The sequence below is a fragment of the Enterococcus sp. AMC2644 genome, from assembly GCF_058216475.1.
In genome coordinates this window covers 2,268,681-2,291,085 of sequence record NZ_CM177095.1, presented here as the reverse complement: position 1 = coordinate 2,291,085, position 22,405 = coordinate 2,268,681, and the positions used below count along the sequence as shown (strand labels likewise).

Genomic DNA, 22,405 nt, shown 5'->3' with positions numbered 1-22,405 from the left:
AGTTTGTTAATGGAGGATATTTGATGAACGGATTTGAAAAAAGAGCATTAGAAAAAAGACAACAAATTATTGATACTACCTTTGCCTTGATTAATCAGAAACAAGGTATCCAAGCTTTAAAGATTGAAGATATCGCCAGAGAAGCAAATGTTGGTAAAACTACTATTTTTAAATATTTTGGTAATAAGGAGACGTTGATTCATGAAACTTTTGCAGTATTTATCGATCAAATTCGCCAACAAGCCCATGCTGAAATGGAAAAAAATCTCCCCTTTGAAGAAACATTAATCGCCTTAAGCCAAAATAAAATGCGCGCAATTAATCAAATTAGCAAACAATTTTATTTAGATATGATGGTTTATATGACCGAAAAAAACGAAAATGGTTTGTCTATCTTGATGGAAAAATATACAAAAGAAAGTATTGATATGCTACTTGATCTCTTTCACCGTGGCCGTAAAGAAGGCAAAGTTGACTTAAAATATTCAGACGAATTTTTAATTCTATATTTTCAATCTCTAGTTGAAGGCATGTCACATCCAGCTATCTATGAACGAATGTTGCCTTATACTGAGGAATGGACAGAAATTCTTTTAGCAGGGATGGCACCTAAGTAACACACACGAAGGCTGTAAATGTCTTTGTGTATTTTATGTTGACAAGCCTCCTTTCGTTAAGTAAACTTAACGAAAGGAGGCTGTTAAACTTACTTAACAAAGGAGGTAAAATTTGAAAAACCTTGTAGAAAAAGAAAGAGAGAAAAAAGGTCTGACACGTGAAGAATTGGCTAAATTAGTAAATGTTTCTCGCCAAACTATCTATTTTTTAGAAACAGGAAAATACAATCCTTCTCTACAATTAGCATACAAACTTTCTCAAGTATTTAATTGTTTGATTGAAGATTTATTTATTTTTGATAAATAAGGAGGTAAATAAGATGAATTGGTTTCAAAATAAACGAGATGAACGTGAAGAACAGAATTTAAAAGACGCCTCGTATTATATACTAGCAGCTAGCCCTTATATGATTATACTAGTTTCTATTTGCTTAGCAGCAACAAAACAAATGGTAGCATTTTTTGTTGTAATCGGCCTTTATTGTGTTCAACAACTAACTTTGATTCTATTAACAAATGGTCTAAACAAAAAGCGACATGATTTGTGGAGTATCACTCTTTTAATGCTCTTTACTGCTACATTGCTTCTTAGTATCATTATATATATATATACTAAAAATTATTATTTTGCCTATGTATTTGCTAGCGGTTTTATTTTTCTAGTAGGTTATCTTATTCGAGTGGCTCAATTAAATAAATGAAATGAAACATCTATATAAATCTACTAACTTTGTATAGGTGATATATTTCATTGTTAATAACCTTATGTTACAAAACTACAATACTTTCAATTTTTAATCTTCCTTCTGCACCCTGAGCACTCGTTTCTTGACTTACTAGTTATAATCCTCATCTTCTATTCCCTAAATAAAAACGTCTTATGTAGTTACAAGCTCTACATAAGACGTTTGTTTATAAGCGTTTGCGGAAACCAAATGTCAATAAAATACATACATAAAAGACCACTGCCCAGTCAACTAAAATAACAACACCTAATCCGACGGGATGCATAAACATCGAAGTTTCACCAAATAACATTGTTGAAATATCTAAATAATGGAATGGGAGATAATAAAACCATTCATGGGCATTGTTCGCTTGCAACCAGCCAAACTGTACAATCACCAATAGAGCAAATAACCAAGCTATGTGCGAAATAAAATGGCGAGTAAACAAGCTAATAAACGCACTAAACATAGATATGAAGAAAACACCTGCGATAAAAAGACTGCTATATGCAAGTAAGAATTCTCCCAGAGTTGCTACTTCCGTTTTTCCAACCATTGATTGAACAATCGGTGTACTTAAATGACCAAATCCATTTAAAATGGTGACTACTGCTAAAGCGATAACTGCCACCACTATAAACAAGCTTGTATTCAATAAAAAGAATGTCCAAACTTTACTCATGACTAATTTATGCTTGGAAATCGGTAGTACATTAAGAAAACGGATTGAGCCTTGGCGTTTATCAATCATAAAGAAGTGTGCTGCCTGAATGGCTAAAAAAGCAAATAATAAAGTGGACGACAGCCGATAAATAAGTTGATTGGATAAATAATTGACCGCTGGTTGCCTGCTACTATCCGGCACTTCCGTTAATTTATGATCCACAAGATATTGATAATACAAAACATCTTGTTGCAAGGTAGCTTGCGTAATCTCATGTTCTTTATCGGGATAAGGAATCAATTGAATCTCTTTTTGGCGTCCTGCAACAAGTTCTTGTAAATTAAAATTGGCATATGCTAAATTTAATTCATTCCGTTTTTGAGCATCACCTGTTGATGAATAGTCTAAAACCAGCGGCTCCAAATATGTTAATCGTTCTTTTTCACGATCCGCTTCTTCTATTTGTTTATCTTTTGATAATTGATTAGCTTTCGCTTGTACTTGTGATATGGTTTCTTGAATGGCGCCCAAATTTGTTAATTGTTGCGTTTCTTCTTTCACCGTTCCACTAAATAAACTTGCAAAAAAAAGCAATGTTAATAATAAAAAAGAGAAAAATGCAAACCTTGATTTTATATAGCGCTTCACTTCTATACGCATTTGTTCAAACATCTCATTCATCTCCTAAGTTAAATACATTTCTGCATATTGCATTGTGATATCTTGTCCCATGTTTTCAACAGTTAGAATTTGTTGGTCTTTAAAAAATAATAGGTGCGTACTCATTCGCGCAACACTATCTAACTGATGAGAAGTAATTAGTAACGTTTTCCCTTGTTCACGTAATTCCATAAAAATTTCCTCAAATTTTCGTGTTGTTTCCATATCTAATCCACTCAATGGTTCATCCATTAGTAAAACAGAGGCATCACTGACAATCGCCATCGCTAATAATACAAGTTGCTTTTTATCCAAAGGCAATTGCTTGATTTGCTTATTTTGACTATCTATCAGTCCCACTTGTTTTAATATATGTGTTATATCTATTGTTGATTGCCACATTTTTTTCACGTAGTGTAAGTGGTCTTTCACTGTTAAATTACCAAATAAATCTTCTGTACTTTGTACAAAGAATAGTTGTTGCAAAAAAGCCCGACGCTTAGAACGTAAAGAAATACCATTACACTTAATGCCACCTGTTTTACTTGGTAATAAACCACAAATAACATTGAGTAATGTCGTTTTCCCCATACCGTTTGGTGCAATCAAAAAAGCAATCGCACTATCTTCAATAGTAAAAGAGGCATTGTTTAAAATCAATTGATTCTTAAATGCGACATGTACTTGTTTTACTTCTAACATTTTTTCACCTCGTTATGACTTATTGTGCTTTATTTTACCATTAAATCGTATTTCTAGTCATTAATGTTCCAAAATACAAACAAAAAACACGAAACAATTCTTTTTTCTTTAAGAAATTGTTTCGTGTTTTGTTATGAATTATTCGGTATTACTGTGCTTGAAAATAAAAACTAATACCATTTGGATCAATAATTTGTAATTGATTGTCTAGCTTTTCATAAAGGACTTCTTTTACTTGCCAGTTTGTTTCTAATCTATCAAGTTCTGTCTGGCTATTTACAAAAAAAGTCACATATTCCAAACCTAAATCTTGCGCATCCATTGGTGGTAATTGACGACCATTCCAAATATTTGTGCCAATATGATGGTGATAGTTCCCTGCTGCAAAAAATTTTGCTTGTTGCCCAAAGTCACTTTTCAATGAAAAGCCTAAAATTTCAGTATAGAATGTTTCAGTTGTTTCTAAATCGGCCACTTTTAAATGAACATGTCCAATTTTTGTTCCTTTAGGAAAATCTTTACGACTACGATCTCCAGCAGCTAACACGCCTTCAGCATCCATCTCAATAGTTATACCTACAATTTCTCCGTCTTCACGAATGTCCCACTCAGACATTGGTTTATCGTGATAAACTTCAATCCCATTCCCTTCCGGATCGGTAAGGTACAATGCTTCACTATATCCGTGGTCACTAGCTCCTAAGATAGGGATTTTAGCTGTAATATAGTGAAAAAGTGCGTTCCCTAAATCTTTTCTGGTTGGCAATAGAAATGCCACATGATACAAACCTGTTTTGCGAGTTAGTGCATTAGGATAGGCGATTTGATCTAAAATTAATAGTGGCGTTTGTTCTACACCCAAAATACTTTGTTGTTGCGTTGTTTCTAATACATGTAAACCAATCCCTTGATAATACTGTGTCATCTTTTGTAAATCAGCTACTTTTAAAGCAACAATTCCTGGATGTGCTTGTTCAGATAGTTGAAATTTTGCTTGTTGAATAGTCATCTTATGTACCCTCTTTCATCTGTTTTCACCTCATTATAACACTTACTAAATGTAAGTGTTATAAATTTGCTTAAGATAGCTAAAATTTGTAATTAAAAAATACCGCTGAAAAATTTCAACGGTATTTTTTTAGCTATTGTAAGGTTGAAACAGCCATTTTTAAAGCTGCCATTGGGTCTTGGTGATTGATAGTATATACGACATTGTTAATTTGCCATGTTACTAGATTCGTTTCATAGCCAGAACCACCCATATCAATAGTAATTTGACCAATATGTTGTGGTGCTGGTAATAAGGCTACTTCAAGATATTCCACAACTTGTTTGGCCATCGCTACTGGATCTTGTTGTTCAAGGTTGTTTGCACGTACTAACAAGTTCCAATTACCTTCTTTCCATGCTACATAAGAAGATCCAGCAGCTCCTTGTTGATAACCAGTAATGTTATAACCTAAATCAACTGGTTGACCACTCGTATCTACACGTAACTCCACAGCAATTTTTGCTTCCGTTTCTGATGGATAAACGGCTTGTTGGAAACGTGCTATAGGTGTTTCAAAATTCAATTCTTTCTTATTCAAAATCATTGATTCGGACATATCATAATACAAAACTGATAATTCGTTTTCATCACCTGAACTTGCAACATTTACAAAATTTCCTTGTGTATGTGGAACATTTGTTGGAAAAGCAACATTAGGAAAGTTCGTTTGTAATTGTGTCATTGCATCTGTCGTTTCTTCACTTGATGCGGGAGTTTCAGATGATGCTGTCGATGTTTCTTTTGTTTCTGATTCAACGATCGATGTAGATGCATTCGTTTCTGCTGTCGTTGACCCCTCAGCTGTAGTATTTCGCGTACTTGATTCTGCTTTTGATGAATCGCTTGTCTGAGTTGTTTCTGCTACTTCGGTTTCAGTTGTTGTTACTGTTTCTTCTGGTTTCTCGCTATTTTGTCCGCATCCCACCAATAAGAGTAAAAACATCGGAATACCAACGAATGCTATTTTTTTCATCCTTCTCGCCTCTTCTTTCATCTATTACTAGTGGTGATTAAAATTGATCAATAAAATCACCAAACCATCGAACTAAATTTCCCCAAATACTTACAAAAAATTGTTTTGCCTGCTCTAAAAAACCCTCAGAACCTAACGTCCGTGCCCAGTCATTAATCTGTGCTAGAATCTCCGCTCGGAAAACCCACACAAGAAAGGCCAACAATAAAATTCCTAATAAACGCCAGATGGCTGAACCAACTTTGATAATAAACACAATAAGTAAAATTACGATAATTAAAGCAATTAGTTGTTCCATTTAATCGCCCCCTCTCTTTATTTTCTATTATCCTTGGAATTTGGTCAAGGAACATGGTGCTAAAGACTGATTTTTCATACAAAATTTTTATTAGTTTCTCATTAAAAATAACAAAAAAACCAAGTTATCCTATATAAGATAACTTGGTGTTTATGCTTATTTACCGTCTAAGATATTTAGGCGAACTTTCTTAGGTCCTTCTGTACGCACCCCATAAACGATTGTACGAATAGCTTTTGCTACACGACCTTGTTTACCGATGATGCGACCAATATCTTCCGGTGCAACAGATAAATTGTATTCAAAGAAATCGTCTGATTCCACAATTTCTAAAGAAATTTGGTCAGGCTTGGTTACTAAAGGACGAACGATTGTTAAGACTAAATCTGTCAAATCTTTCATACTTTATCTCCTTATTTCTTAGAGAATTTAGCTTCGTGATGTTTTTTCATAACGCCTTCTTTAGAAAGTAAGTTACGAACTGTATCAGAAGGTTGCGCACCTTTTGATAACCAATCAAGAACTAAATCTTCTTTGATTGTTACTTGAGCTGGGTTTGTTAAAGGATTATAAGTACCTACTGTTTCGATGAAACGTCCGTCACGAGGAGAACGTGAATCTGCTACTACAATACGGTAAAAAGGACTCTTTTTAGAACCCATACGTTTTAAACGAATTTTTACTGCCATTATTTACACCTCCATTGGTTTTAATCACAAGAGCTAGTTTAACAGTTTTTCCCAAAGGTGTAAAGAGTTTTTTCTTTACACGTTAAACTTTTTTTCAAAAAAACTATATATTCTTTTATTTTTAACGATAAACATTAATTATTATTTGTTATTCATTAAATTGATTGCTAAAATAAAATGAACAAGAAATAATTTTTTAGGATGGTGCTATAAAATGGCAATTATCTTGCGACTTGATCGAGTAATGGCTGATCGGAAAATGAGTCTCAACGAATTATCTGAGAAAGTTGGAATTAGTAAAGTTAATCTTTCAAAACTAAAAAATGGGCATGTCAGTGCCATTCGCTTTTCAACTTTAGAAGCAATTTGCCGTATTTTAGATTGTCAGCCTGGTGATCTTTTAGAATATAAAAAAGAGGAGTAGTTATCTTTTGTCTTTTTAACTAACTTTTAGTAAGATAGAGATGTAAACATTAAAGGAGGAATTATCATGAGCAAAAAAATTGGAATTATCGTCGGCAGTTTACGTAAAGATTCATTTAACCGTAAAGCAGCAGAAACATTTGCAACATTGTTACCAGAAGGCTATGAAGCAGTGTTTATCGAAGTTGGTGATTTAGCTCTTTACAATGAAGACTTAGATGTAGCAGGCAGCGTTCCTGAAAGTTGGACACGTTTTAGAGAAGAACTTAAAACCGTTGATGGCGTGTACTTCTTCACACCTGAATACAATCGTTCAGTTCCAGCAGCAGTTAAAAATGCACTTGATGTAGGTTCAAGACCTTACGGCGAAAGCGCTTGGGATGGAAAACCTGCTTTAGTTGTGAGTGTTTCTCCAGGAGCGATTAGTGGATTTGGCGCTAACCATCATTTACGTCAGTCTTTAGTCTTTTTAAATATGCCAACATTGCAACAACCAGAAGCCTATATTGGTAATGTTACTAATTTATTAAATGAAGATGGTACTTTTATTGACGATACAGTTAATTTCTTCCAATTAATTACTAACAAGTATATTGAATTTTTTGAAAAATTAGCCTAAAGAACTTTCTAGGCGACTAATCTTAAAAAACTAAAAAGTGAGTAGCAGTTATCGCTATTCACTTTTTAGTTTTTTTTAAAGTCCTACTCAAGATAAATTCAGCTACTTTCCTAGACTAACTAAAAAACACTCTTACAACTTGCAAGAGTGTAAAAGATACGATTTGATAGCTTCTAATTAGTTATTATCTACGTAGAATTTCAGCAGCTGGTGGTAATAAATCAACAAGTTCTAAAGAATATTCCCAAAACATAAGCCCTCGTAAATTATTTTCTTTGACGTAGAGAGCTTTTTCTTTCATTGATTGTAAATCATCATAAGAAATAAATTCTTCTCCGTCAAAATAATATGGCGCTTGCGCTTCATTGTCCCAAAATGTATATTCTGGATATTTTGTTAATTTATGTTTCAGCATTTGATAATCTTCTGTTTGATTTCCATAAGTCTCCGCCTGACACCCTATCGGATGAACAATATTTTTAGGAAAGCCTGTCCATATACGGCTATAAAAAGCTGCTCCAATAACAATTTTATGAGCTGGCACACCTTTTGCCTGTAAATTTTTCACTGCTTGCTGTGCGCTCAATTCTCCTTCTAACTGATGATAGGATGCTAGGTTAGTATGATGCCCTGCAATTTTAGTAAAGCTCCCCCGCATATCATAAGTCATTACATTAACAAAATCGAGAGAATCAATATAGTCATAGCGGTCATTCGGACTCATTGTATCTAGTAACTTTTTCTCTGCACCGATAGCTGCTGTTAACCAATAATTTTTTTGATTTTCCTCACTCAATTTATCTAATTGAAGTCGCAATTCTTGTACAAAAAACAAGAAATTTTGAGCATCGTCTGTTGATGCTTTAATTCCTGCAAGATCCATCCCTGGATATTCCCAATCCAAATCAATTCCATCAAATTGATACTTTTGCATGTAGTTAATTAAATTTTTAATTAATATTTGGCGATTTTCTTTTGTTGCCACTCCCTCTGAAAAACCATCTGCACTCCATCCCCCAATACTAATACACGTTCTTAAATGAGGGTATTCAATCTTTAATTCATTAATCAAATGAATTTTCTTTAACTCTCGAACAATCTCTAAACCAATAATATTAGCAAACGCGTAGTTAATACAAGTTAAATCCTCTGCTACAATATCTTCTTTCTTCCATTCTTTATTGTCGTCTAGATAAGCAATTACTTCTGTCATGTAAACACCTCTTCTTTCGTATAATTAAGCGGCTGCTTCTTGTAACCCTAAATGTTGTGATGGAAAAGATAAGCAATGTAACAATATACATCTTTCAATGATTGCTCTAACAACATCAATAAACCTGATAAAGAAGACATTTCGTTTAATAAGGAAATAATCATTCAATTACTATTGTCCAGTGCTGCTAACTTGTTTCATAACCATTATCAAAGAACATTTCGTTGTAATTTGCTGTCATTTTGCTCCTTCTTTTCCTAAAAAAACCCTTTCCTTAAGTTCTATCTTAAGAAAAGGGTTTCAATTATTCAATATGTGTTTTTTGGCTATTGTTTATTTGTTGCTATTTTCCGAAAATGTAATTCCGTTAATTCGCCCATTTGTGTAGTTTCTACAAATTCCAAACGTTTCTGGTAATCACCTTCTTCGAATAAGCGTTTACCTCTTCCCAAAAGTACCGGAGCAATCTGAATCCAAAACTCATCAATCATATCGGCTGCTAGCAACTCTGTAAATAAACCACCACCGCCCACAATCCAAATCATATTACCTTCTTGTTTTTGTAGCTCTTTTAGAACAGTTATAGGGTTATCAGAAACATAGCGACCTTCTTCCACTTCTCCTGATCGTGTTCGTGAAAAAATAATTTTTTCTTTTCCTACATAAAAAGGTTCACCATCTAAAATTTTCTTTGTTTCTTCGTAAGTTATTCTGCCCATAACAACTGTATCAACCTGTTTATCAAATGACTCATAAGTTGACACGCCTGCTAAATCCGTATCAAACAACCACTGCAAATTATCCTGTTCATCTGCTAGATAACCATCTAAACTGATAGCACCGTAAAACACAATTTTACGCATGATTTTCCTCCTTTTTCTCTTAGTTTAACAAAAATATGTAAAAAAAGCTTGCAAATCCAAAGTGTACCACGCATAATAGTACACATAAATAAGTGTATGACTGTATATAGTACACTCAAGTCATACAGAGAGGAACACGCCATGGTTACAATTAATAAAAACAGCAGTCGTCCCTACTATGAGCAACTAGTCATCGGGATTAAAGAAGATATTCTTCATGGTATTTTAGAACCTGGTGAAAAAGTACCTTCAGTGCGTGAAATGGCTAAACAGTTATTAATGAATCCTAATACTGTGAGTAAAGCCTATAAAGTACTTGAATCAGAACAAGTACTAATAACCGTTCAAGGGAAAGGTACTTTCGTAAAGAGGCAAGAAAATATGCCTCGTGATGAACAAAAAATCCGAGAATTACAGCAACAATTCCACATTTTAGTGATTGAAGCTAAACATTTACAAGTTACCGATGAAGAAATTCAAACTTGGCTAACACAAGCTAAAAAAGACTTAGGAGGTTCACAAGCATGAAGGTCTCACATCTTACCAAAAAGATTGATCAAAAACCGATTTTAGAAGATATCAATTTTGATTTAACAACAAATGAAATTGTTGGACTTATCGGGCGTAATGGTTCAGGGAAAACAACACTTTTTAGAACAATTGCTGGTCATTATTATAGTGATGGCGGCGAAATAACGATTAACCATGAAAATATCGAACACTTTCCTAAAGAACGCCAGCATATTTTTTATATTGATGAAAAAGAAAATTTTTTAGGTCATTATTCTTTGAAAAAAATTAATTTATTTTATCAATCAGCCTACCCAAATTTTGATCAAGATTTATTTCTAGCATTGATGAAAGAACATCAATTACCTTTACGTCTAGCTTATAATCGTATGTCTAAAGGAATGCAAGGGCTCTTTCAAATGATCTTGGCTATCGCTTCAAATGCAACCTACTTGTTATTGGATGAGCCTTTTGATGGTTTAGATGTCATTGTCCGAAAAAAAGTTATTGGTTTACTTTTAGAAAATATGAGTGAGACCAAACGAACAGCTTTGATTGCGTCACATAATCTCAATGAATTAGAAAGTATCATTGACCGTGCCTTACTATTAAAAGGCAACACAATTACACACGATTATCGGTTGGAAGATGTTCGTGAACAAGCTAAAAAAATTCAAATGGTCTTTAAAACAAAAAAAGTTCCCGATTTAATCAAACAAAATTCCAAAGCACTTGATTTCCAAGGTCGCGTAGTTACCGCTCTATTTGAGAATTTTACTGATGAATTAGCAAATAAAATCAATGCATTAGAACCAATCATTTTTGAAGAGTTACCATTAACATTAGAAGATTTATTTGAAGCAAATTTAGCAAACGAGTCACTGATGAAGGAGTTGAAGTACGTATGAATCCACTACTTAAAAATATTTATTATCAACGTTACGGAAAAATATTACTTGTTTTGATAGGTTTATTTACATTAATTTATGTTGGCTCAGGAATTAGTTCTGTTCATTCTTGGCATGAACAAAAAGATTATTTGTACTCAGCAAAGTTTAGTCAAATTTATAATAAAGATAAAGATTATCAGATTAAAGAGTACCATTACGAAACTCCTGTTTATTATAGATCAATTCAAGAATATCGCGATAGCTCGCTAACTATTTTTTATCAATCCCAAAGTCATTACCTGCCATCTGCTGAAGAAACACTATCTGCCCATCCAGATGATTCGATTGCATTACTGGAAGATGATGACAATGCCTATCAAATTGGAAATCATTATGTAACAACACTTTATAATGATATCTCTTTAGTTGTTTTTCTAGTTTTTTGTTTAGGTTTTCTCTTGTTTTTTATTGATCAAAAAACAAATTTCAATCGTTTTTTATTCTCACTTTCTTTCAAACGTCGAGAATTATTTCTTGGAAAAATAGTCTATTTGGCACTGCCACTACTCGGATGTTTAGCTCTCGTCACTTTTATCTATCTGATAACTATTTATTTGGGAATTCCAAAACCTTATATGAACGTGACCTTGACGCAATTGCTGTATTCTGGATTCAGTCATTGGATCTATCTGGTTTTTGCACTGACAGCTGGTAGTTTATTTGGAACAATGTTAGGAAATCTGGTTTTTAGTATTTTATCTACCCTTGCAGGTATTTTTCTTTTAGTAGAAAATTCGACTTGGGCTTATTCAAACTTAAATTTATTAATCACGAATTTTTTCCCAAAAGTTCGCTTTATTTCATTATCGGCTCTTCTGGTTAATATTCCTGGAAAAACCGGTACTCCGTTAACTTTTCTAGCTGCGATGTTACTTGTTAGCATATTATTTTTATATCTCAGTGAACGGATTTTCCATAAAGTTTCTCTGGAAAATAACGGACAATTTGTTACGTCACCAGAAATCCGATTGCCGGTCTGCCTTTCTATAATTATTGGTAGTTTCATTTTCTTTGGATTATTGAATATTAATTTAACAAATACCGTTCCCAATGACTATCCATATATTTGGAGAGACTTGCTTATACAAACTGCTTTGATAATAACTACCAGTGTTACACTCGTCTATTCTCACAATATCCGTAACTGGTGGTTTGCCAAACGTGACTTACGTATGCAACAAAAATTATAAACAAAAAAAATAGACTGAAAACCTCTAAAATAGAGATTCTCAATCTATTTGTCTAAAATCAGAGACTGTGCTTGCACACTCTCTGATTTTTTTATTAGATTTTATTTTTTATCTTTTTTATCAAATAAATCGTTCACTTTACCAGCAACATCATCCACTAGTTCTTCAGCTTTTTCTTTGGCTTCACCATATTTTTCTTTGATTTTGCCTTTTAATTCTTCGGAGTCGTCACCAGTTACTTTCCCTTTAGCTTCGGTTACTTTACCTTCAACTTGTTCTTTGTTTACCATAGTGTATCTCTCCTTTTCATGAATGTATCTTTATAATAACATCCTTTTTTAGAAAGAACCAATGATATGATAGTCACGAATGTAATTGAATATCTTTTCCTAAAGAAAGTGCACGAGAATCTTTTCCATGTCCAATTTGTAGTGTTTTAGCAATAGGCACATCAAAAGATAACACGTCTTTTACCAATTCTTCAATAGGATAACTTTCTACTTTCTGATAATTAGTAAAAGTTCCTAATAAAATACCATTGATTTTTTCTACATTTGGCAGTTGAAATAAATGATGCAACATAGAAAAAATTGCATTCTTATCTCCACCAAAACTTTCAAGAAATAGAACCTTATTCCTTAGGTCGGGTAAATAACGTGTTCCTGATAATTTAAGGAAGCACCGAATGTTACCACCAATAACATTGCCTTGAATTTCTGTTCCTTGTATGAATTCCCAGTCAACATCATATAACGTTGTTTTCTCTTCAAAAAACGTTTCATAAAATTTTTGATGTTGCTTTCCAGTCTCATCCCAAAGTATTGTCTTCAACTGAAATAGTTCAGTAGATTGCTGATTTAACAAACTATTTAAAATAGTTGTCAAATCACTGTAACCAAAAAAAGGAGTTGGATGTTTTGCCAATTTTTCATAATCTAGATAAGGCAAGACACTATTTGCACGATTTCCACCCGAAATGTCAAAAATAGCTTTAATGGTAGAATCTTCAAAATAATTTTGTAGCACAGATGCCTTGTCCTTAGTATTGGTTATTACATCATCAAATAATAGTGGACTTTCGATAACCGTAAGACCCATTTCTTGAAGCAATGTACGTAACTGCTTGACTTCTTGCGGATTTGTTTGAGGGTTGGAATTACCAACCAGCGCAATTGTATCACCTGTTTTTAACTGCATCTTATTTCTCCTCTACCAAAAGAGAGCCAACATCTCTGTTGACTCTGCTATTTTTTATTTACGTTTTTTCTTTTTCTTCTTGTTTTTCTTCACCATACGGTTCATTGCCATTTTACCAAGCTTACCTTTAACACCGCCACCAAACATTTGGTCCATGCCTGGAATATTGTTTAAGTTTCCTTTTGAAACTTGTTGCATCATTTTACGTGATTCTTTAAATTGTTTAATCATGCGATTGACTTCAACAACACTATTACCAGAACCAGCAGCAATTCGGCGACGACGACTTGGATTTAATAAATCGGGATCTTCACGCTCAGCTGGCGTCATTGAATAAATCATTGCTTTCTTGCGAGCAACATCTTTAGGATCTAATTTGAAGTTCTCTAACCCTGGCATTTGACTCATTCCAGGAATCATCTTCATTAAATCTTCTAAGGGACCCATATTTTCTAGCTGTTCAAATTGCTCAATAAAATCATTGAAGTCAAAGCTGTTTTCACGCATTTTTTGCGCTAATTCTTCTGCTTTTTGCTCATCGTAATCTTGTTGCGCTTTTTCAATTAACGTCAACATATCTCCCATACCTAGAATACGACTAGACATACGGTCTGGATGGAAGACTTCTAAATCAGTTAATTTTTCACCTGTACCAGTAAACTTAATTGGTGCACCAGTGACTGAACGAATAGATAGCGCTGCCCCACCACGAGTATCACCATCTAATTTAGTGATGACAACCCCTGTAATACCTAATTGTTGGTTAAAACTATCTGCAACATTCACCGCATCTTGACCAGTCATTGCATCGACAACTAACAGAATTTCATTAGGTTGAGCGATTTCTTTGATTTGTTTTAACTCATCCATTAAAGCTTCATCAATATGCAAACGACCCGCTGTATCAATTAATACATAATCATTTTTCTTTTCACGTGCTAGCTCCATCCCTTGACGAACAATTTCCACTGGACTAACATCCGTTCCCATATCAAAAACAGGAACATCTAATTGTTGACCTAGAACTTTCAACTGATCAATCGCCGCTGGACGATACACGTCACCAGCAATCATTAACGGACGAGCTTTTTCTGTCTTGATTAAATGGTTAGCTAATTTACCAGCAAATGTTGTTTTACCAGCACCTTGTAAACCGACCATCATAATTACAGTTGGAATTTTAGGATTTTTTTCAATACCTACTGCTTCAGACCCTAATGTTTTGGTTAATTCCTCATCTACAATTTTTACAATTTGTTGCGCAGGAGATAAACTTTCTAAAACTTCTACTCCAACAGCACGTTCACGTACATTTTTTGTAAATTCTTTTACCACTTGTAAGTTAACGTCGGCTTCTAGCAATGCCAAACGAATCTCACGCATCATTTCTTTTACATCTGCTTCAGAGACTTTGCCTTTTTTACGAAGCTTGCTCATCGCCTGTTGCAGACGTTCTGTCAAACTTTCAAATGCCATCTTTTATTCATTCCTTTATTCTTCGATTTCTTGTATATCTCGCACAAAACCAGCCAGCTTTTCGTCTTGCGGGTAATGCTTGGCTAAGTAGTCATTTAATTGATCCAATAATTCACCACGAACGATATAATCAGAAAACATATGTAGTTTTCGTTCATAGTCTTCTAAAATTTTTTCGGTTCTCTTTATATTATCATAAACTGCTTGACGACTGACATTAAATTCTTCTGCAATTTCACCCAAAGAGAAGTCATTTGCATAATACAATTCCATATAATTCATTTGTTTTTCAGTCAGCAATGTTGAATAAAATTCAAAGAGAGCATTCATCCGATTTGTTTTTTCGATTTCCATCTATTCCCCTCCTTGCTGTGCTAACCATTGAACTTCCGATTGAACGGTCATTCCTTGCAAAATAAAATATGCTGTAGCAACGCCTACTCCTTGAACTTTAGTTCCTGAAAATGTTCCGTCATAGATTACTTGGCTGCCACAAGATGGACTCTTATCTTTTAAAATAAGTTGGGTAATTCCTTGTGCTTGTAATTTACCATACGCACATTTGGCTCCCGCTTTAAACATTTCAGTCACATCTTCGCCTTGATTGGTTAATACATGGGCAGTTCCTTCCCAGACATCAAAGCCATTCCCTCCTACAATTTCAGCAGGATCACGCGGAATAGGTAACCCACCCAGGACTTCTGGACAAACACGAATGGCTTGTTTTTTTTCAATTAGTTGTCTCAAACCGATAACTTCTTGATGCTTGCCGTCATACCGGCAACAAATACCACCTAGACACGCACTAATACCAATCATTTTGTCACGCCTCACTTCTACTAAAGTCGTTTTATATTATAACATTTATTTAGGTCAGACAATAGTCCCAAGCGTGTATTCATGGTAAAATATACCTAGTTTCAAAAATATGCTTTACAAGGAGTTTCCTCATGAAAAAAGTTTTAATCGTTGATGATGAGCCATCCATCGTTACTTTATTAACATTTAATTTAGAAAAAGAAGGTTATCAAGTGACTAGTGCTAGTGATGGATTAGAAGGCTACGAACTTGCCTTAACACATTCATTTGACTTTTTAATCTTAGATGTGATGTTACCTAATTTAGATGGGATTGAAATCACACGAAAATTACGTCAAGAGAAAATTGAAACCCCCATTTTAGTTTTAACTGCTAAAGATGATCCAATTGACCGAATTTTGGGCTTGGAAATTGGGGCAGATGATTATTTGACAAAACCATTTAGTCCACGAGAAGTATTAGCTCGCATGAAAGCTATTTTCCGCCGGATGGAGCCCCGTAAGCAAGCCAATCAAGAAGAAAGCCAAGAAGAACTAATCGTTGGTGATATTGTCGCCGATGTAACAAATTACCATGTAACAGTTAGAGATAAATCCATTGTTTTAACACCGAAAGAATTTGAATTACTTGTCTATTTTATGAAACGGAAAGGTCGAGTCATTGACCGTGATACATTATTAGAAAGAATTTGGCATTTTGATTTTGATGGACAAAGTCGGATTGTTGACGTTCATGTTAGTCATTTACGTGAAAAAATTGAGCAAGACCCAAAACATCCTCAATATCTACAAACCGTTCGTGGCTTTGGTTATAAATTTTTGGAGCCAAATGAAGGATGAAAAAACAAAATTACCTTGGATGGTTACTTTTACTTTTTGCTATCTTTATTGGTAGTTGGCAATTTATCCGTAATTTTTATGATCAGCAGGTATTAATGCAGCACGAAACATATTTAGAACAAAAAGCAAATTTATTTATCCGACTCTCTGCAAGTGATCAATCATTAGAAAAAATTGCGAAACAATACGTTATCGACTCTGATGAACGAATTACTTCCCTCGATAAAAAAGGCAATATTGTGTTTGATACGTATGATTCAACATTGTCTGGTACACGTTCCAAACGACCAGAGGTAAATGCTGTATTAAAAGGTAGTTCCTTAGGGCGTGCCATTCGAATAAGTCCAACGTTACATAAAGAATTGCTCTATGTAGCAATTCCAATTAAAGAAGATGGACAATTAAAAGCGATTATTCGCATCGCTGAACCGACTGCAAATTTCTTGCCAAGTGCTCAAAAAATGAAGCAAGCAATTTTTCTGGTCTACAGTTTATTTTGGGTGATACTAAGCGGAATTATTTTACAAATTTTACGACGCCGTAATCGCCCCGTTGAAACAATTGTACCAGTTATAAAAAAAATGTTAGAACAGCCCGATAATCCAGAAATTATTATGCAATCTTCGCCACAATGGGAAGAATTGTATCAAAGCGTTAACTTATTGAGTGAACAAATGAGCCATACGTATCAAGCGTATAGCGCCAGTGAGAAACGATTGTACACACTTTTAAATGAATTGATGATTGGTGTTTTTATTATTGATGAAGCAGGTAGTTTATTGTTAATGAACGCCACAATGCAAGAGCAGCTTGGTAATTTTGCGGCTCCCTTACAACGTTCTTTTACTGAAACAATCACAGATACACAGCTGATTCAAATGATTTACCAAATCAATGAAGGACATCCTTTTATTCAAGAAGAGATTCAAACTTCCCATGAACGAGTCTTAGATGTGACTTTGCGCTATTTTGAAGAAGCTAAACAAATTCTTGGGATTTCTTATGATTTAACTCGAATTCGACAGCTAGAAAAGCTACAGAAAGATTTTGTGGGAAATGTTTCTCATGAGCTAAAGACACCAGTTACTTCCTTAATCGGCTTCACAGAAACATTGCTGGATGGGGCAAAAGATGACCCAGAAACATTAACTGCCTTTTTAAAAATTATGCAAAAAGATGCTTATCGTTTAGAAAATTTAATCCAAGAAATCATCCAGCTTTCAAAAAGTGCCGACATTGACTACCATATTCAAACGATTAATGTGGAACAAGTTTTCCAACAAATTTTAGCAGATTACGCTCCAGTAATTGAAGAAAAACAACTTACTGTTACCCTTGAAGGAGATGCACAGCTATTTTTTACAACTAAAGTGGAAGTATTCTATCCTATTTGTAAAAATTTGGTTGAAAATGCTGTTAATTACTCCCTGCCTCAAGGACAAATTAAGATTCACTTTGCAGAAAAAAATGGCTTAGTCTTTTATGTCCAAGATTTTGGAATCGGAATTGAAAAGGCAGAACAAGGAAGAATTTTTGAGCGCTTTTATCGGGTAGACAAAGCGCGTGCTCGTAATTCTGGCGGTACAGGATTGGGATTAGCAATTGTCAAAGATTACGTAGAAATTTTAGGGGGAAGTATTCACGTGGATAGCCATTTAGGTGTTGGTTCGACATTCCATGTGTTCTTACCAATTAACTAGGAGGAAAAATGAAAAAAGTATTTTATCTGACATTGGGATGTGCCAGCCTTGGCCTTGGAGCAGCTGGCACTGTTCTTCCCGTATTACCAACTGTTCCTTTTCTGTTATTAGCCACATATTCATTTGCCAAAGGATCAAAACGAATACACCAATGGTTTCTTCAGACGAATCTTTATGAAAAACATCTTGCTGCTTTTGTTAATGGTCAAGGAATGAGTAAACAAACTAAACGTCGTGCAATGATAACCGTTACCCTTACAATGGGTTTTAGCTTTTTAATGGTTCACCAACGTCCATTATTACAACTAATGCTGTTTGGAATTTGGTGTTGCTTAATGTTGTATTTTATTTTTAAAATTAAAACAAGTGCATAAAAAAAACAAGCAACTACCTCATAGGGGGAATGATAGTTGCTTGTTTTTATTTTATAAATCTTTTACTTCACCATCAACTGTACGTTCAACTTTCATGTCTGTAATAGGTAGATAACCTAGCTCTTTTACTACGCCACTTTGAATTTCATCTGTTAACATGTAATCTAAGAATTTTTGAACGTTTGCATCTGGTTCACCTTTTGTATACATATGCTCGTAAGACCAAATTTGCCATTCATTTGTTTGAATTGTTTCAGGAGTTGGCTTCACACTATCAATCGATAGTTCCTGCATAGAATCGTCAATATAAGATAATGCTAAATAACTGATTGTTCCGGGTGTTTCTGCAACAATTTTACGAACTGTTCCGGAAGAATCTTGTTCTTGAGATTGAATCGTTTCTGCTCCATCTAAGCCCCACTTTTCAAATGTTGCTCGTGTACCACTTCCTGAAGCACGGTTGACTACAGCAATCTCTTGATCTACACCGCCCACTTCTTTCCAGTTTTTAATTTTACCTGTAAAGATATCAATCAATTGTTGTTTCGTAATGTCCGTTACGCCCACTTCTTTATTAACAACTGGCGCCATCCCTACTACAGCAACTTTATGGTCAACTAATTCATCGGCTGGAACACCGTCTTTTTCTTCAGCAAAGACATCTGAATTCCCAATAGTAACCGCTCCTGCTGCAACTTGACTTAAGCCTGTTCCGCTACCGCCTCCTTGAACCGAAATGGTGTAATTGGGATTCTCAGTACTGAAGCTATCTTTAGCCGCATCGACTAATGGTTGTAATGCCGTTGAACCAACAGCTACGATTTCTACTTTTTCATTTGAGCCACTAGCAGCTGATGAAGATGATCCTGAACTATCAGTAGAACCATTCCCTCCGCCGCAACCTGCTAATAATACTCCTGCTAATACTAGTAATCCTGTGATTTTTTTCATTGATGAAATTCTCCTCTCTCTTTCTCACACCCATAGTCTAACAAGCGAATGTAAATCCCTGATGGACTTTATGTAAAGAATTCATCAACCTATGTAAAAATTGTGTAAACGTGTTATGCTTTTGTTATTACCTACCTAGGGGGGAGATACGATGCATTTGATTCCTATCACAGAAAATAACTTATCTGACATCATCATGATTCAAAAAGCCGCCTTTCAAAAGCTGTATGAAAAATATCAAGACCACCAAACATCGCCTTATACACAAACACTAGCCAGATTACAAGAAAAATACCGGCTACCAAACAATTATTTTTTCTTGATTGCAACTACTGAAACAATTGGTTTTATTCGTGTGGTTACCTATGATTCCCAGACTCGTGCACGAATTGCGCCCATTGCGATTTTACCTGATAAAGAAAATCAAGGATATGGTAGTCATGTTTTACAATTAATCGAGATAACCTTTCCAACTGTGATGACTTGGCAACTAAGTACGATTTTACAAGAAAAAAAATTAGTACACTTTTATCAAAAAGCAGGCTATCATCAACAAAAAGACACACAAGAAATTCAAGAAAACATGACCATTGCTTTCTTTACTAAAGACATTTTTCCAAAGAAACCAGTATAACTATTCTGATCTAACCAATAATATAGCACCCTATCTCTTTTTATAGAAATAGGGTGCTATATTATTGGTTACTTCGGCAATTGTTGATTTTTTTCTCAATTTTCATACGTTAACCATGGTTTTCCTGATTCACATTGAATATGAAAACTAGTGAATTCTTGTTGTTCAAATTCTGTAAACTCTTCAATAGACCCCATTTTAATTGTCATCAATTGATTGGCTTCTTTTTTTCATGCTATAGAGAACTACTACAATTGGACAAAAAAACATTTCTTTCTGGGAAAAGATCCATAGAACGTGATATAGTTCTCTTCGTCTTTAAGCGTAAAATCAGCAGTTAAATTAGATGAAAGCGTAGCAGTATGTGTTTTTCTACAATAATTATAATGGCAATGAATCAATGGTCCTTTCAATTTTAATACTTCATAATGCACCTTTCCACATAGACAATTTTGCTTTAAATTTTTTAAATACAACTATTGTTCGAAAAAATAAAAAAATTGACTTACTTTGTACATCAGAAGAATTCAAAACATGGATGACTAACGAGGCACAGTTAAATGATGCTGTCACTATCCAATTTTCTTATGTACAGTCTTGGATGGATTCCTTAAACCCGCTAAATGAAAGAACCGATTACCGAACAGAGCTATCCGAAAAATTAGCTGCGTTTATGAATAGCGTCATGTCAAAAGAGATGTTAAAAGAAAGAATCGAGACAAATGACATTGAAAAATTGTGGCATTGCACCAATCCCGATTGTATTTTGGTTTTTATCAATAAAACGTGGAAAAGAAAGTGGTGCTCAATGAAAATATGTGGCAATCGACATAAAGTTGAATGCTTCTCAAAAAAATCAACCTATAAAAAAAGATGATAACATCCATAAAAGCTGATGTCATCACCTTGTTTTCTTCTTATTTCGCTGTTACATAACGCTCCATGCGAGCCATTGCTTCTGTTAAACTTTCTAAACTTGCAGCATAACTGATACGGATATAACCTTCTCCTGCATCGCCAAAAGCAATCCCTGGAATCACTGCCAACGCTTCTTTTTGTGCTAATTCCACACAAAACTCCATTGAATCTTGAAGACAATGTGCTGGAATTTTAGCAAAAATATAAAAAGCCCCTGATGGTTTGGCCACATCAAAACCAAAGCTAGTCATTTTCTCATACACAAAATCACGGCGTTTTTGGTATTCTTTTTTCATCACTTGTGCATCATTGATACCTTCAACTAATGCACGAACCGCTGCTTTTTGTGAGACCGTTGCCGCGGCAGTTACTAAATATTGATGTACTTTAATAATTTCTTTGGTTAACTCTTTTGGTGCATAGATAAAACCAATTCGCCAGCCAGTCATCGCATGTGATTTTGACAAACCATTAATTAAAATTGTTTGTTCACGTAAATATTCCGCAATTGATACATGCTCTTCATCATACGTTAGCTCGCTATAAATTTCATCACTGATAACAAAAACAGGATATTTCTTTAAAACTTCTGCTAATGCTTGGACTTCTTCACGAGAATAGGTAACTCCTGTTGGATTACTTGGGTAATTTAAAATAACTGCTTTAACTGCTTCACCATGTTCATTTAATGCAGCTTCTAATACGTCAGGTGCTAAAACAAATCCATTGTCGCTTGTATCAATATAGACAGGTTCTGCACCTGCTAGTGTAATAATTGGTTCATATCCTGGATAAATTGGCGCAGGCAATAAAATTTTATCTCCCGCTTCTAAAATACCTAGCAAGCTCGCTGAAATAGCTTCTGTTGCCCCCACAGTAACTAACACTTCTGATTGCCAATCATAAGATACATTGTATTTTTCTTCTAAAAATCGGCTCGCTGCTTGACGAATATCTGGCAAGCCTGCCATCCCAGTATAATGGCTAAAATTGTCCTCAATCGCTTTTGAACCAGCTTGTTTGACGTGTTCTGGGGTATTAAAATCTGGTTCCCCTAGCGTTAATTTTAAAATGTTGGGAATATCTGAAACGCGCTCATCGAATTGGCGAATTAAAGATACTGCAATTTTATCAACTTGTTTATTGAATCTTTTTGTTAAATCCGTCATCATTTCTCACTCCTCATTGTTGATATCCTACCATAAATCCTCATACTTTTGTCATTTTTTTAATTATTTTTTTCGAAATTTTCTAACAATTGTACAGTCAAAAAAGCGGTACTATCAAACAATCTGATAGTAGACGGTTTGAATGAGCGAGCTCATTTTTGATTGCTCTTCTAAATTG

At 34.5% G+C, this 22,405-nt stretch carries 30 protein-coding genes; 13 read left to right on the top strand and 17 right to left on the bottom strand.

Features of this window, described 5'->3' with window-relative positions; all coding sequences use genetic code 11:
- Positions 1 to 23: 23 nt before the first annotated feature.
- The 3 genes from AC4BC5_RS11180 to AC4BC5_RS11170 all read left to right on the top strand — a co-directional run bounded on the left by AC4BC5_RS11180 (position 24) and on the right by AC4BC5_RS11170 (position 1,318).
- The gene (locus AC4BC5_RS11180; protein ID WP_490495467.1) at positions 24 to 617 is read left to right on the top strand and encodes a TetR/AcrR family transcriptional regulator; all 594 of its coding nucleotides are present in this window, start codon (positions 24 to 26) and stop codon (positions 615 to 617) included.
- 112 nt (positions 618 to 729) lie between these two features.
- On the top strand, positions 730 to 924 hold the full coding sequence (locus AC4BC5_RS11175) for a helix-turn-helix transcriptional regulator (RefSeq protein WP_490495466.1): 195 nt from the start codon (positions 730 to 732) through the stop codon (positions 922 to 924).
- Positions 925 to 937: 13 nt separating this feature from the next.
- Positions 938 to 1,318, top strand: a complete 381-nt coding sequence (locus tag AC4BC5_RS11170; protein WP_490495465.1) for a hypothetical protein — start codon at positions 938 to 940, stop codon at positions 1,316 to 1,318.
- A 211-nt stretch (positions 1,319 to 1,529) separates the two neighbouring features.
- On the opposite strand, the gene AC4BC5_RS11165 is transcribed toward AC4BC5_RS11170, so the two are convergent.
- From AC4BC5_RS11165 to rpsP, 7 genes are all read right to left on the bottom strand, one after another.
- On the bottom strand, positions 1,530 to 2,681 hold the full coding sequence (locus AC4BC5_RS11165; RefSeq protein ID WP_490495464.1) for an ABC transporter permease subunit: 1,152 nt from the start codon (positions 2,679 to 2,681) through the stop codon (positions 1,530 to 1,532).
- A gap of 12 nt (positions 2,682 to 2,693) precedes the next feature.
- A complete protein-coding gene (locus tag AC4BC5_RS11160) occupies positions 2,694 to 3,371 on the bottom strand; it encodes an ATP-binding cassette domain-containing protein (RefSeq protein ID WP_490495463.1) in 678 nt (225 codons plus the stop codon).
- A 148-nt stretch (positions 3,372 to 3,519) separates the two neighbouring features.
- Positions 3,520 to 4,380: a VOC family protein gene (locus tag AC4BC5_RS11155; RefSeq protein WP_490495462.1), complete on the bottom strand. Its 861-nt coding sequence runs from the start codon at positions 4,378 to 4,380 to the stop codon at positions 3,520 to 3,522.
- A 133-nt stretch (positions 4,381 to 4,513) separates the two neighbouring features.
- Positions 4,514 to 5,395, bottom strand: coding sequence for a hypothetical protein (locus tag AC4BC5_RS11150; RefSeq protein ID WP_490495461.1), 882 nt, complete (start codon positions 5,393 to 5,395; stop codon positions 4,514 to 4,516).
- A gap of 37 nt (positions 5,396 to 5,432) precedes the next feature.
- Positions 5,433 to 5,693, bottom strand: a complete 261-nt coding sequence (locus AC4BC5_RS11145) for a hypothetical protein (RefSeq protein WP_490495460.1) — start codon at positions 5,691 to 5,693, stop codon at positions 5,433 to 5,435.
- 156 nt (positions 5,694 to 5,849) lie between these two features.
- Positions 5,850 to 6,095, bottom strand: coding sequence for a KH domain-containing protein (locus AC4BC5_RS11140; protein ID WP_490495459.1), 246 nt, complete (start codon positions 6,093 to 6,095; stop codon positions 5,850 to 5,852).
- Between the two features lie 11 nt (positions 6,096 to 6,106).
- Positions 6,107 to 6,382, bottom strand: a complete 276-nt coding sequence (rpsP, locus tag AC4BC5_RS11135) for a 30S ribosomal protein S16 (RefSeq protein WP_016175618.1) — start codon at positions 6,380 to 6,382, stop codon at positions 6,107 to 6,109.
- A gap of 214 nt (positions 6,383 to 6,596) precedes the next feature.
- Here rpsP and AC4BC5_RS11130 point away from each other — a divergent pair, with 214 nt between their 5' ends.
- Positions 6,597 to 6,806 (top strand): helix-turn-helix domain-containing protein, encoded by a 210-nt coding sequence (locus tag AC4BC5_RS11130; RefSeq protein ID WP_490495458.1) that lies wholly within the window; start codon positions 6,597 to 6,599, stop codon positions 6,804 to 6,806.
- Between the two features lie 66 nt (positions 6,807 to 6,872).
- The gene (locus AC4BC5_RS11125) at positions 6,873 to 7,424 is read left to right on the top strand and encodes an NADPH-dependent FMN reductase (RefSeq protein ID WP_490495457.1); all 552 of its coding nucleotides are present in this window, start codon (positions 6,873 to 6,875) and stop codon (positions 7,422 to 7,424) included.
- A 184-nt stretch (positions 7,425 to 7,608) separates the two neighbouring features.
- Here AC4BC5_RS11125 and AC4BC5_RS11120 read toward each other — a convergent pair whose 3' ends face one another.
- Both AC4BC5_RS11120 and AC4BC5_RS11115 read right to left on the bottom strand, forming a co-directional pair.
- Positions 7,609 to 8,637, bottom strand: coding sequence for a glycoside hydrolase family 18 protein (locus AC4BC5_RS11120; protein ID WP_490495456.1), 1,029 nt, complete (start codon positions 8,635 to 8,637; stop codon positions 7,609 to 7,611).
- Between the two features lie 326 nt (positions 8,638 to 8,963).
- Positions 8,964 to 9,500 (bottom strand): dihydrofolate reductase family protein, encoded by a 537-nt coding sequence (locus AC4BC5_RS11115; RefSeq protein WP_490495455.1) that lies wholly within the window; start codon positions 9,498 to 9,500, stop codon positions 8,964 to 8,966.
- 141 nt (positions 9,501 to 9,641) lie between these two features.
- Between AC4BC5_RS11115 and AC4BC5_RS11110 the strand changes: the two genes are divergently transcribed.
- Genes AC4BC5_RS11110 through AC4BC5_RS11100 form a run of 3 tightly spaced genes read left to right on the top strand, consistent with a single transcriptional unit; the run spans position 9,642 to position 12,150 of the window.
- On the top strand, positions 9,642 to 10,028 hold the full coding sequence (locus tag AC4BC5_RS11110; RefSeq protein ID WP_490495454.1) for a GntR family transcriptional regulator: 387 nt from the start codon (positions 9,642 to 9,644) through the stop codon (positions 10,026 to 10,028).
- Positions 10,025 to 10,918, top strand: a complete 894-nt coding sequence (locus tag AC4BC5_RS11105) for an ATP-binding cassette domain-containing protein (protein WP_490495453.1) — start codon at positions 10,025 to 10,027, stop codon at positions 10,916 to 10,918. The genes AC4BC5_RS11110 and AC4BC5_RS11105 overlap by 4 nt, the downstream gene beginning before the upstream one ends.
- Positions 10,915 to 12,150 (top strand): hypothetical protein, encoded by a 1,236-nt coding sequence (locus AC4BC5_RS11100; protein ID WP_490495452.1) that lies wholly within the window; start codon positions 10,915 to 10,917, stop codon positions 12,148 to 12,150. Before AC4BC5_RS11105 ends, AC4BC5_RS11100 begins: the two co-directional genes overlap by 4 nt.
- 101 nt (positions 12,151 to 12,251) lie before the next feature.
- Here AC4BC5_RS11100 and AC4BC5_RS11095 read toward each other — a convergent pair whose 3' ends face one another.
- From AC4BC5_RS11095 to AC4BC5_RS11075, 5 genes are all read right to left on the bottom strand, one after another.
- A complete protein-coding gene (locus AC4BC5_RS11095) occupies positions 12,252 to 12,440 on the bottom strand; it encodes a CsbD family protein (protein ID WP_490495451.1) in 189 nt (62 codons plus the stop codon).
- Between the two features lie 73 nt (positions 12,441 to 12,513).
- Positions 12,514 to 13,347, bottom strand: a complete 834-nt coding sequence (locus AC4BC5_RS11090; RefSeq protein WP_490495450.1) for a S66 peptidase family protein — start codon at positions 13,345 to 13,347, stop codon at positions 12,514 to 12,516.
- 54 nt (positions 13,348 to 13,401) lie between these two features.
- Complete coding sequence (gene ffh / locus AC4BC5_RS11085; protein ID WP_490495449.1) at positions 13,402 to 14,823, bottom strand: signal recognition particle protein; 1,422 nt, start codon at positions 14,821 to 14,823, stop codon at positions 13,402 to 13,404.
- A 15-nt stretch (positions 14,824 to 14,838) separates the two neighbouring features.
- Positions 14,839 to 15,177 carry a putative DNA-binding protein gene (locus AC4BC5_RS11080; RefSeq protein ID WP_490495448.1) on the bottom strand — a complete coding sequence of 113 codons (339 nt, stop codon included), beginning with the start codon at positions 15,175 to 15,177 and terminating at the stop codon, positions 14,839 to 14,841.
- Positions 15,178 to 15,642 (bottom strand): 2-thiouracil desulfurase family protein, encoded by a 465-nt coding sequence (locus tag AC4BC5_RS11075; protein WP_490495447.1) that lies wholly within the window; start codon positions 15,640 to 15,642, stop codon positions 15,178 to 15,180.
- A 131-nt stretch (positions 15,643 to 15,773) separates the two neighbouring features.
- Here AC4BC5_RS11075 and AC4BC5_RS11070 point away from each other — a divergent pair, with 131 nt between their 5' ends.
- From AC4BC5_RS11070 to AC4BC5_RS11060, 3 genes are read left to right on the top strand one after another with little or no spacing between them, the layout of a single operon-like run.
- Positions 15,774 to 16,481, top strand: a complete 708-nt coding sequence (locus tag AC4BC5_RS11070) for a response regulator transcription factor (RefSeq protein ID WP_490495446.1) — start codon at positions 15,774 to 15,776, stop codon at positions 16,479 to 16,481.
- On the top strand, positions 16,478 to 18,181 hold the full coding sequence (locus AC4BC5_RS11065) for a sensor histidine kinase (protein ID WP_490495445.1): 1,704 nt from the start codon (positions 16,478 to 16,480) through the stop codon (positions 18,179 to 18,181). Before AC4BC5_RS11070 ends, AC4BC5_RS11065 begins: the two co-directional genes overlap by 4 nt.
- An 8-nt stretch (positions 18,182 to 18,189) precedes the next feature.
- The gene (locus AC4BC5_RS11060) at positions 18,190 to 18,555 is read left to right on the top strand and encodes a YbaN family protein (RefSeq protein ID WP_490495444.1); all 366 of its coding nucleotides are present in this window, start codon (positions 18,190 to 18,192) and stop codon (positions 18,553 to 18,555) included.
- Positions 18,556 to 18,606: 51 nt separating this feature from the next.
- On the opposite strand, the gene AC4BC5_RS11055 is transcribed toward AC4BC5_RS11060, so the two are convergent.
- The gene (locus AC4BC5_RS11055; RefSeq protein ID WP_490495443.1) at positions 18,607 to 19,506 is read right to left on the bottom strand and encodes a phosphate ABC transporter substrate-binding protein PstS family protein; all 900 of its coding nucleotides are present in this window, start codon (positions 19,504 to 19,506) and stop codon (positions 18,607 to 18,609) included.
- 151 nt (positions 19,507 to 19,657) lie between these two features.
- On the opposite strand from AC4BC5_RS11055, the gene AC4BC5_RS11050 reads away from it, so the two are divergent.
- Positions 19,658 to 20,140 carry a GNAT family N-acetyltransferase gene (locus AC4BC5_RS11050; protein WP_490495442.1) on the top strand — a complete coding sequence of 161 codons (483 nt, stop codon included), beginning with the start codon at positions 19,658 to 19,660 and terminating at the stop codon, positions 20,138 to 20,140.
- A 248-nt stretch (positions 20,141 to 20,388) separates the two neighbouring features.
- On the opposite strand, the gene AC4BC5_RS11045 is transcribed toward AC4BC5_RS11050, so the two are convergent.
- Positions 20,389 to 20,574, bottom strand: a complete 186-nt coding sequence (locus AC4BC5_RS11045) for a hypothetical protein (RefSeq protein WP_490495441.1) — start codon at positions 20,572 to 20,574, stop codon at positions 20,389 to 20,391.
- On the opposite strand from AC4BC5_RS11045, the gene AC4BC5_RS11040 reads away from it, so the two are divergent.
- Positions 20,541 to 21,017 (top strand): CGNR zinc finger domain-containing protein, encoded by a 477-nt coding sequence (locus AC4BC5_RS11040; protein WP_490495440.1) that lies wholly within the window; start codon positions 20,541 to 20,543, stop codon positions 21,015 to 21,017. The two genes, AC4BC5_RS11045 and AC4BC5_RS11040, sit on opposite strands and share 34 nt — an antisense overlap.
- 40 nt (positions 21,018 to 21,057) lie before the next feature.
- Here AC4BC5_RS11040 and AC4BC5_RS11035 read toward each other — a convergent pair whose 3' ends face one another.
- Complete coding sequence (locus AC4BC5_RS11035) at positions 21,058 to 22,227, bottom strand: pyridoxal phosphate-dependent aminotransferase (RefSeq protein ID WP_490497543.1); 1,170 nt, start codon at positions 22,225 to 22,227, stop codon at positions 21,058 to 21,060.
- Positions 22,228 to 22,405: the final 178 nt, after the last annotated feature.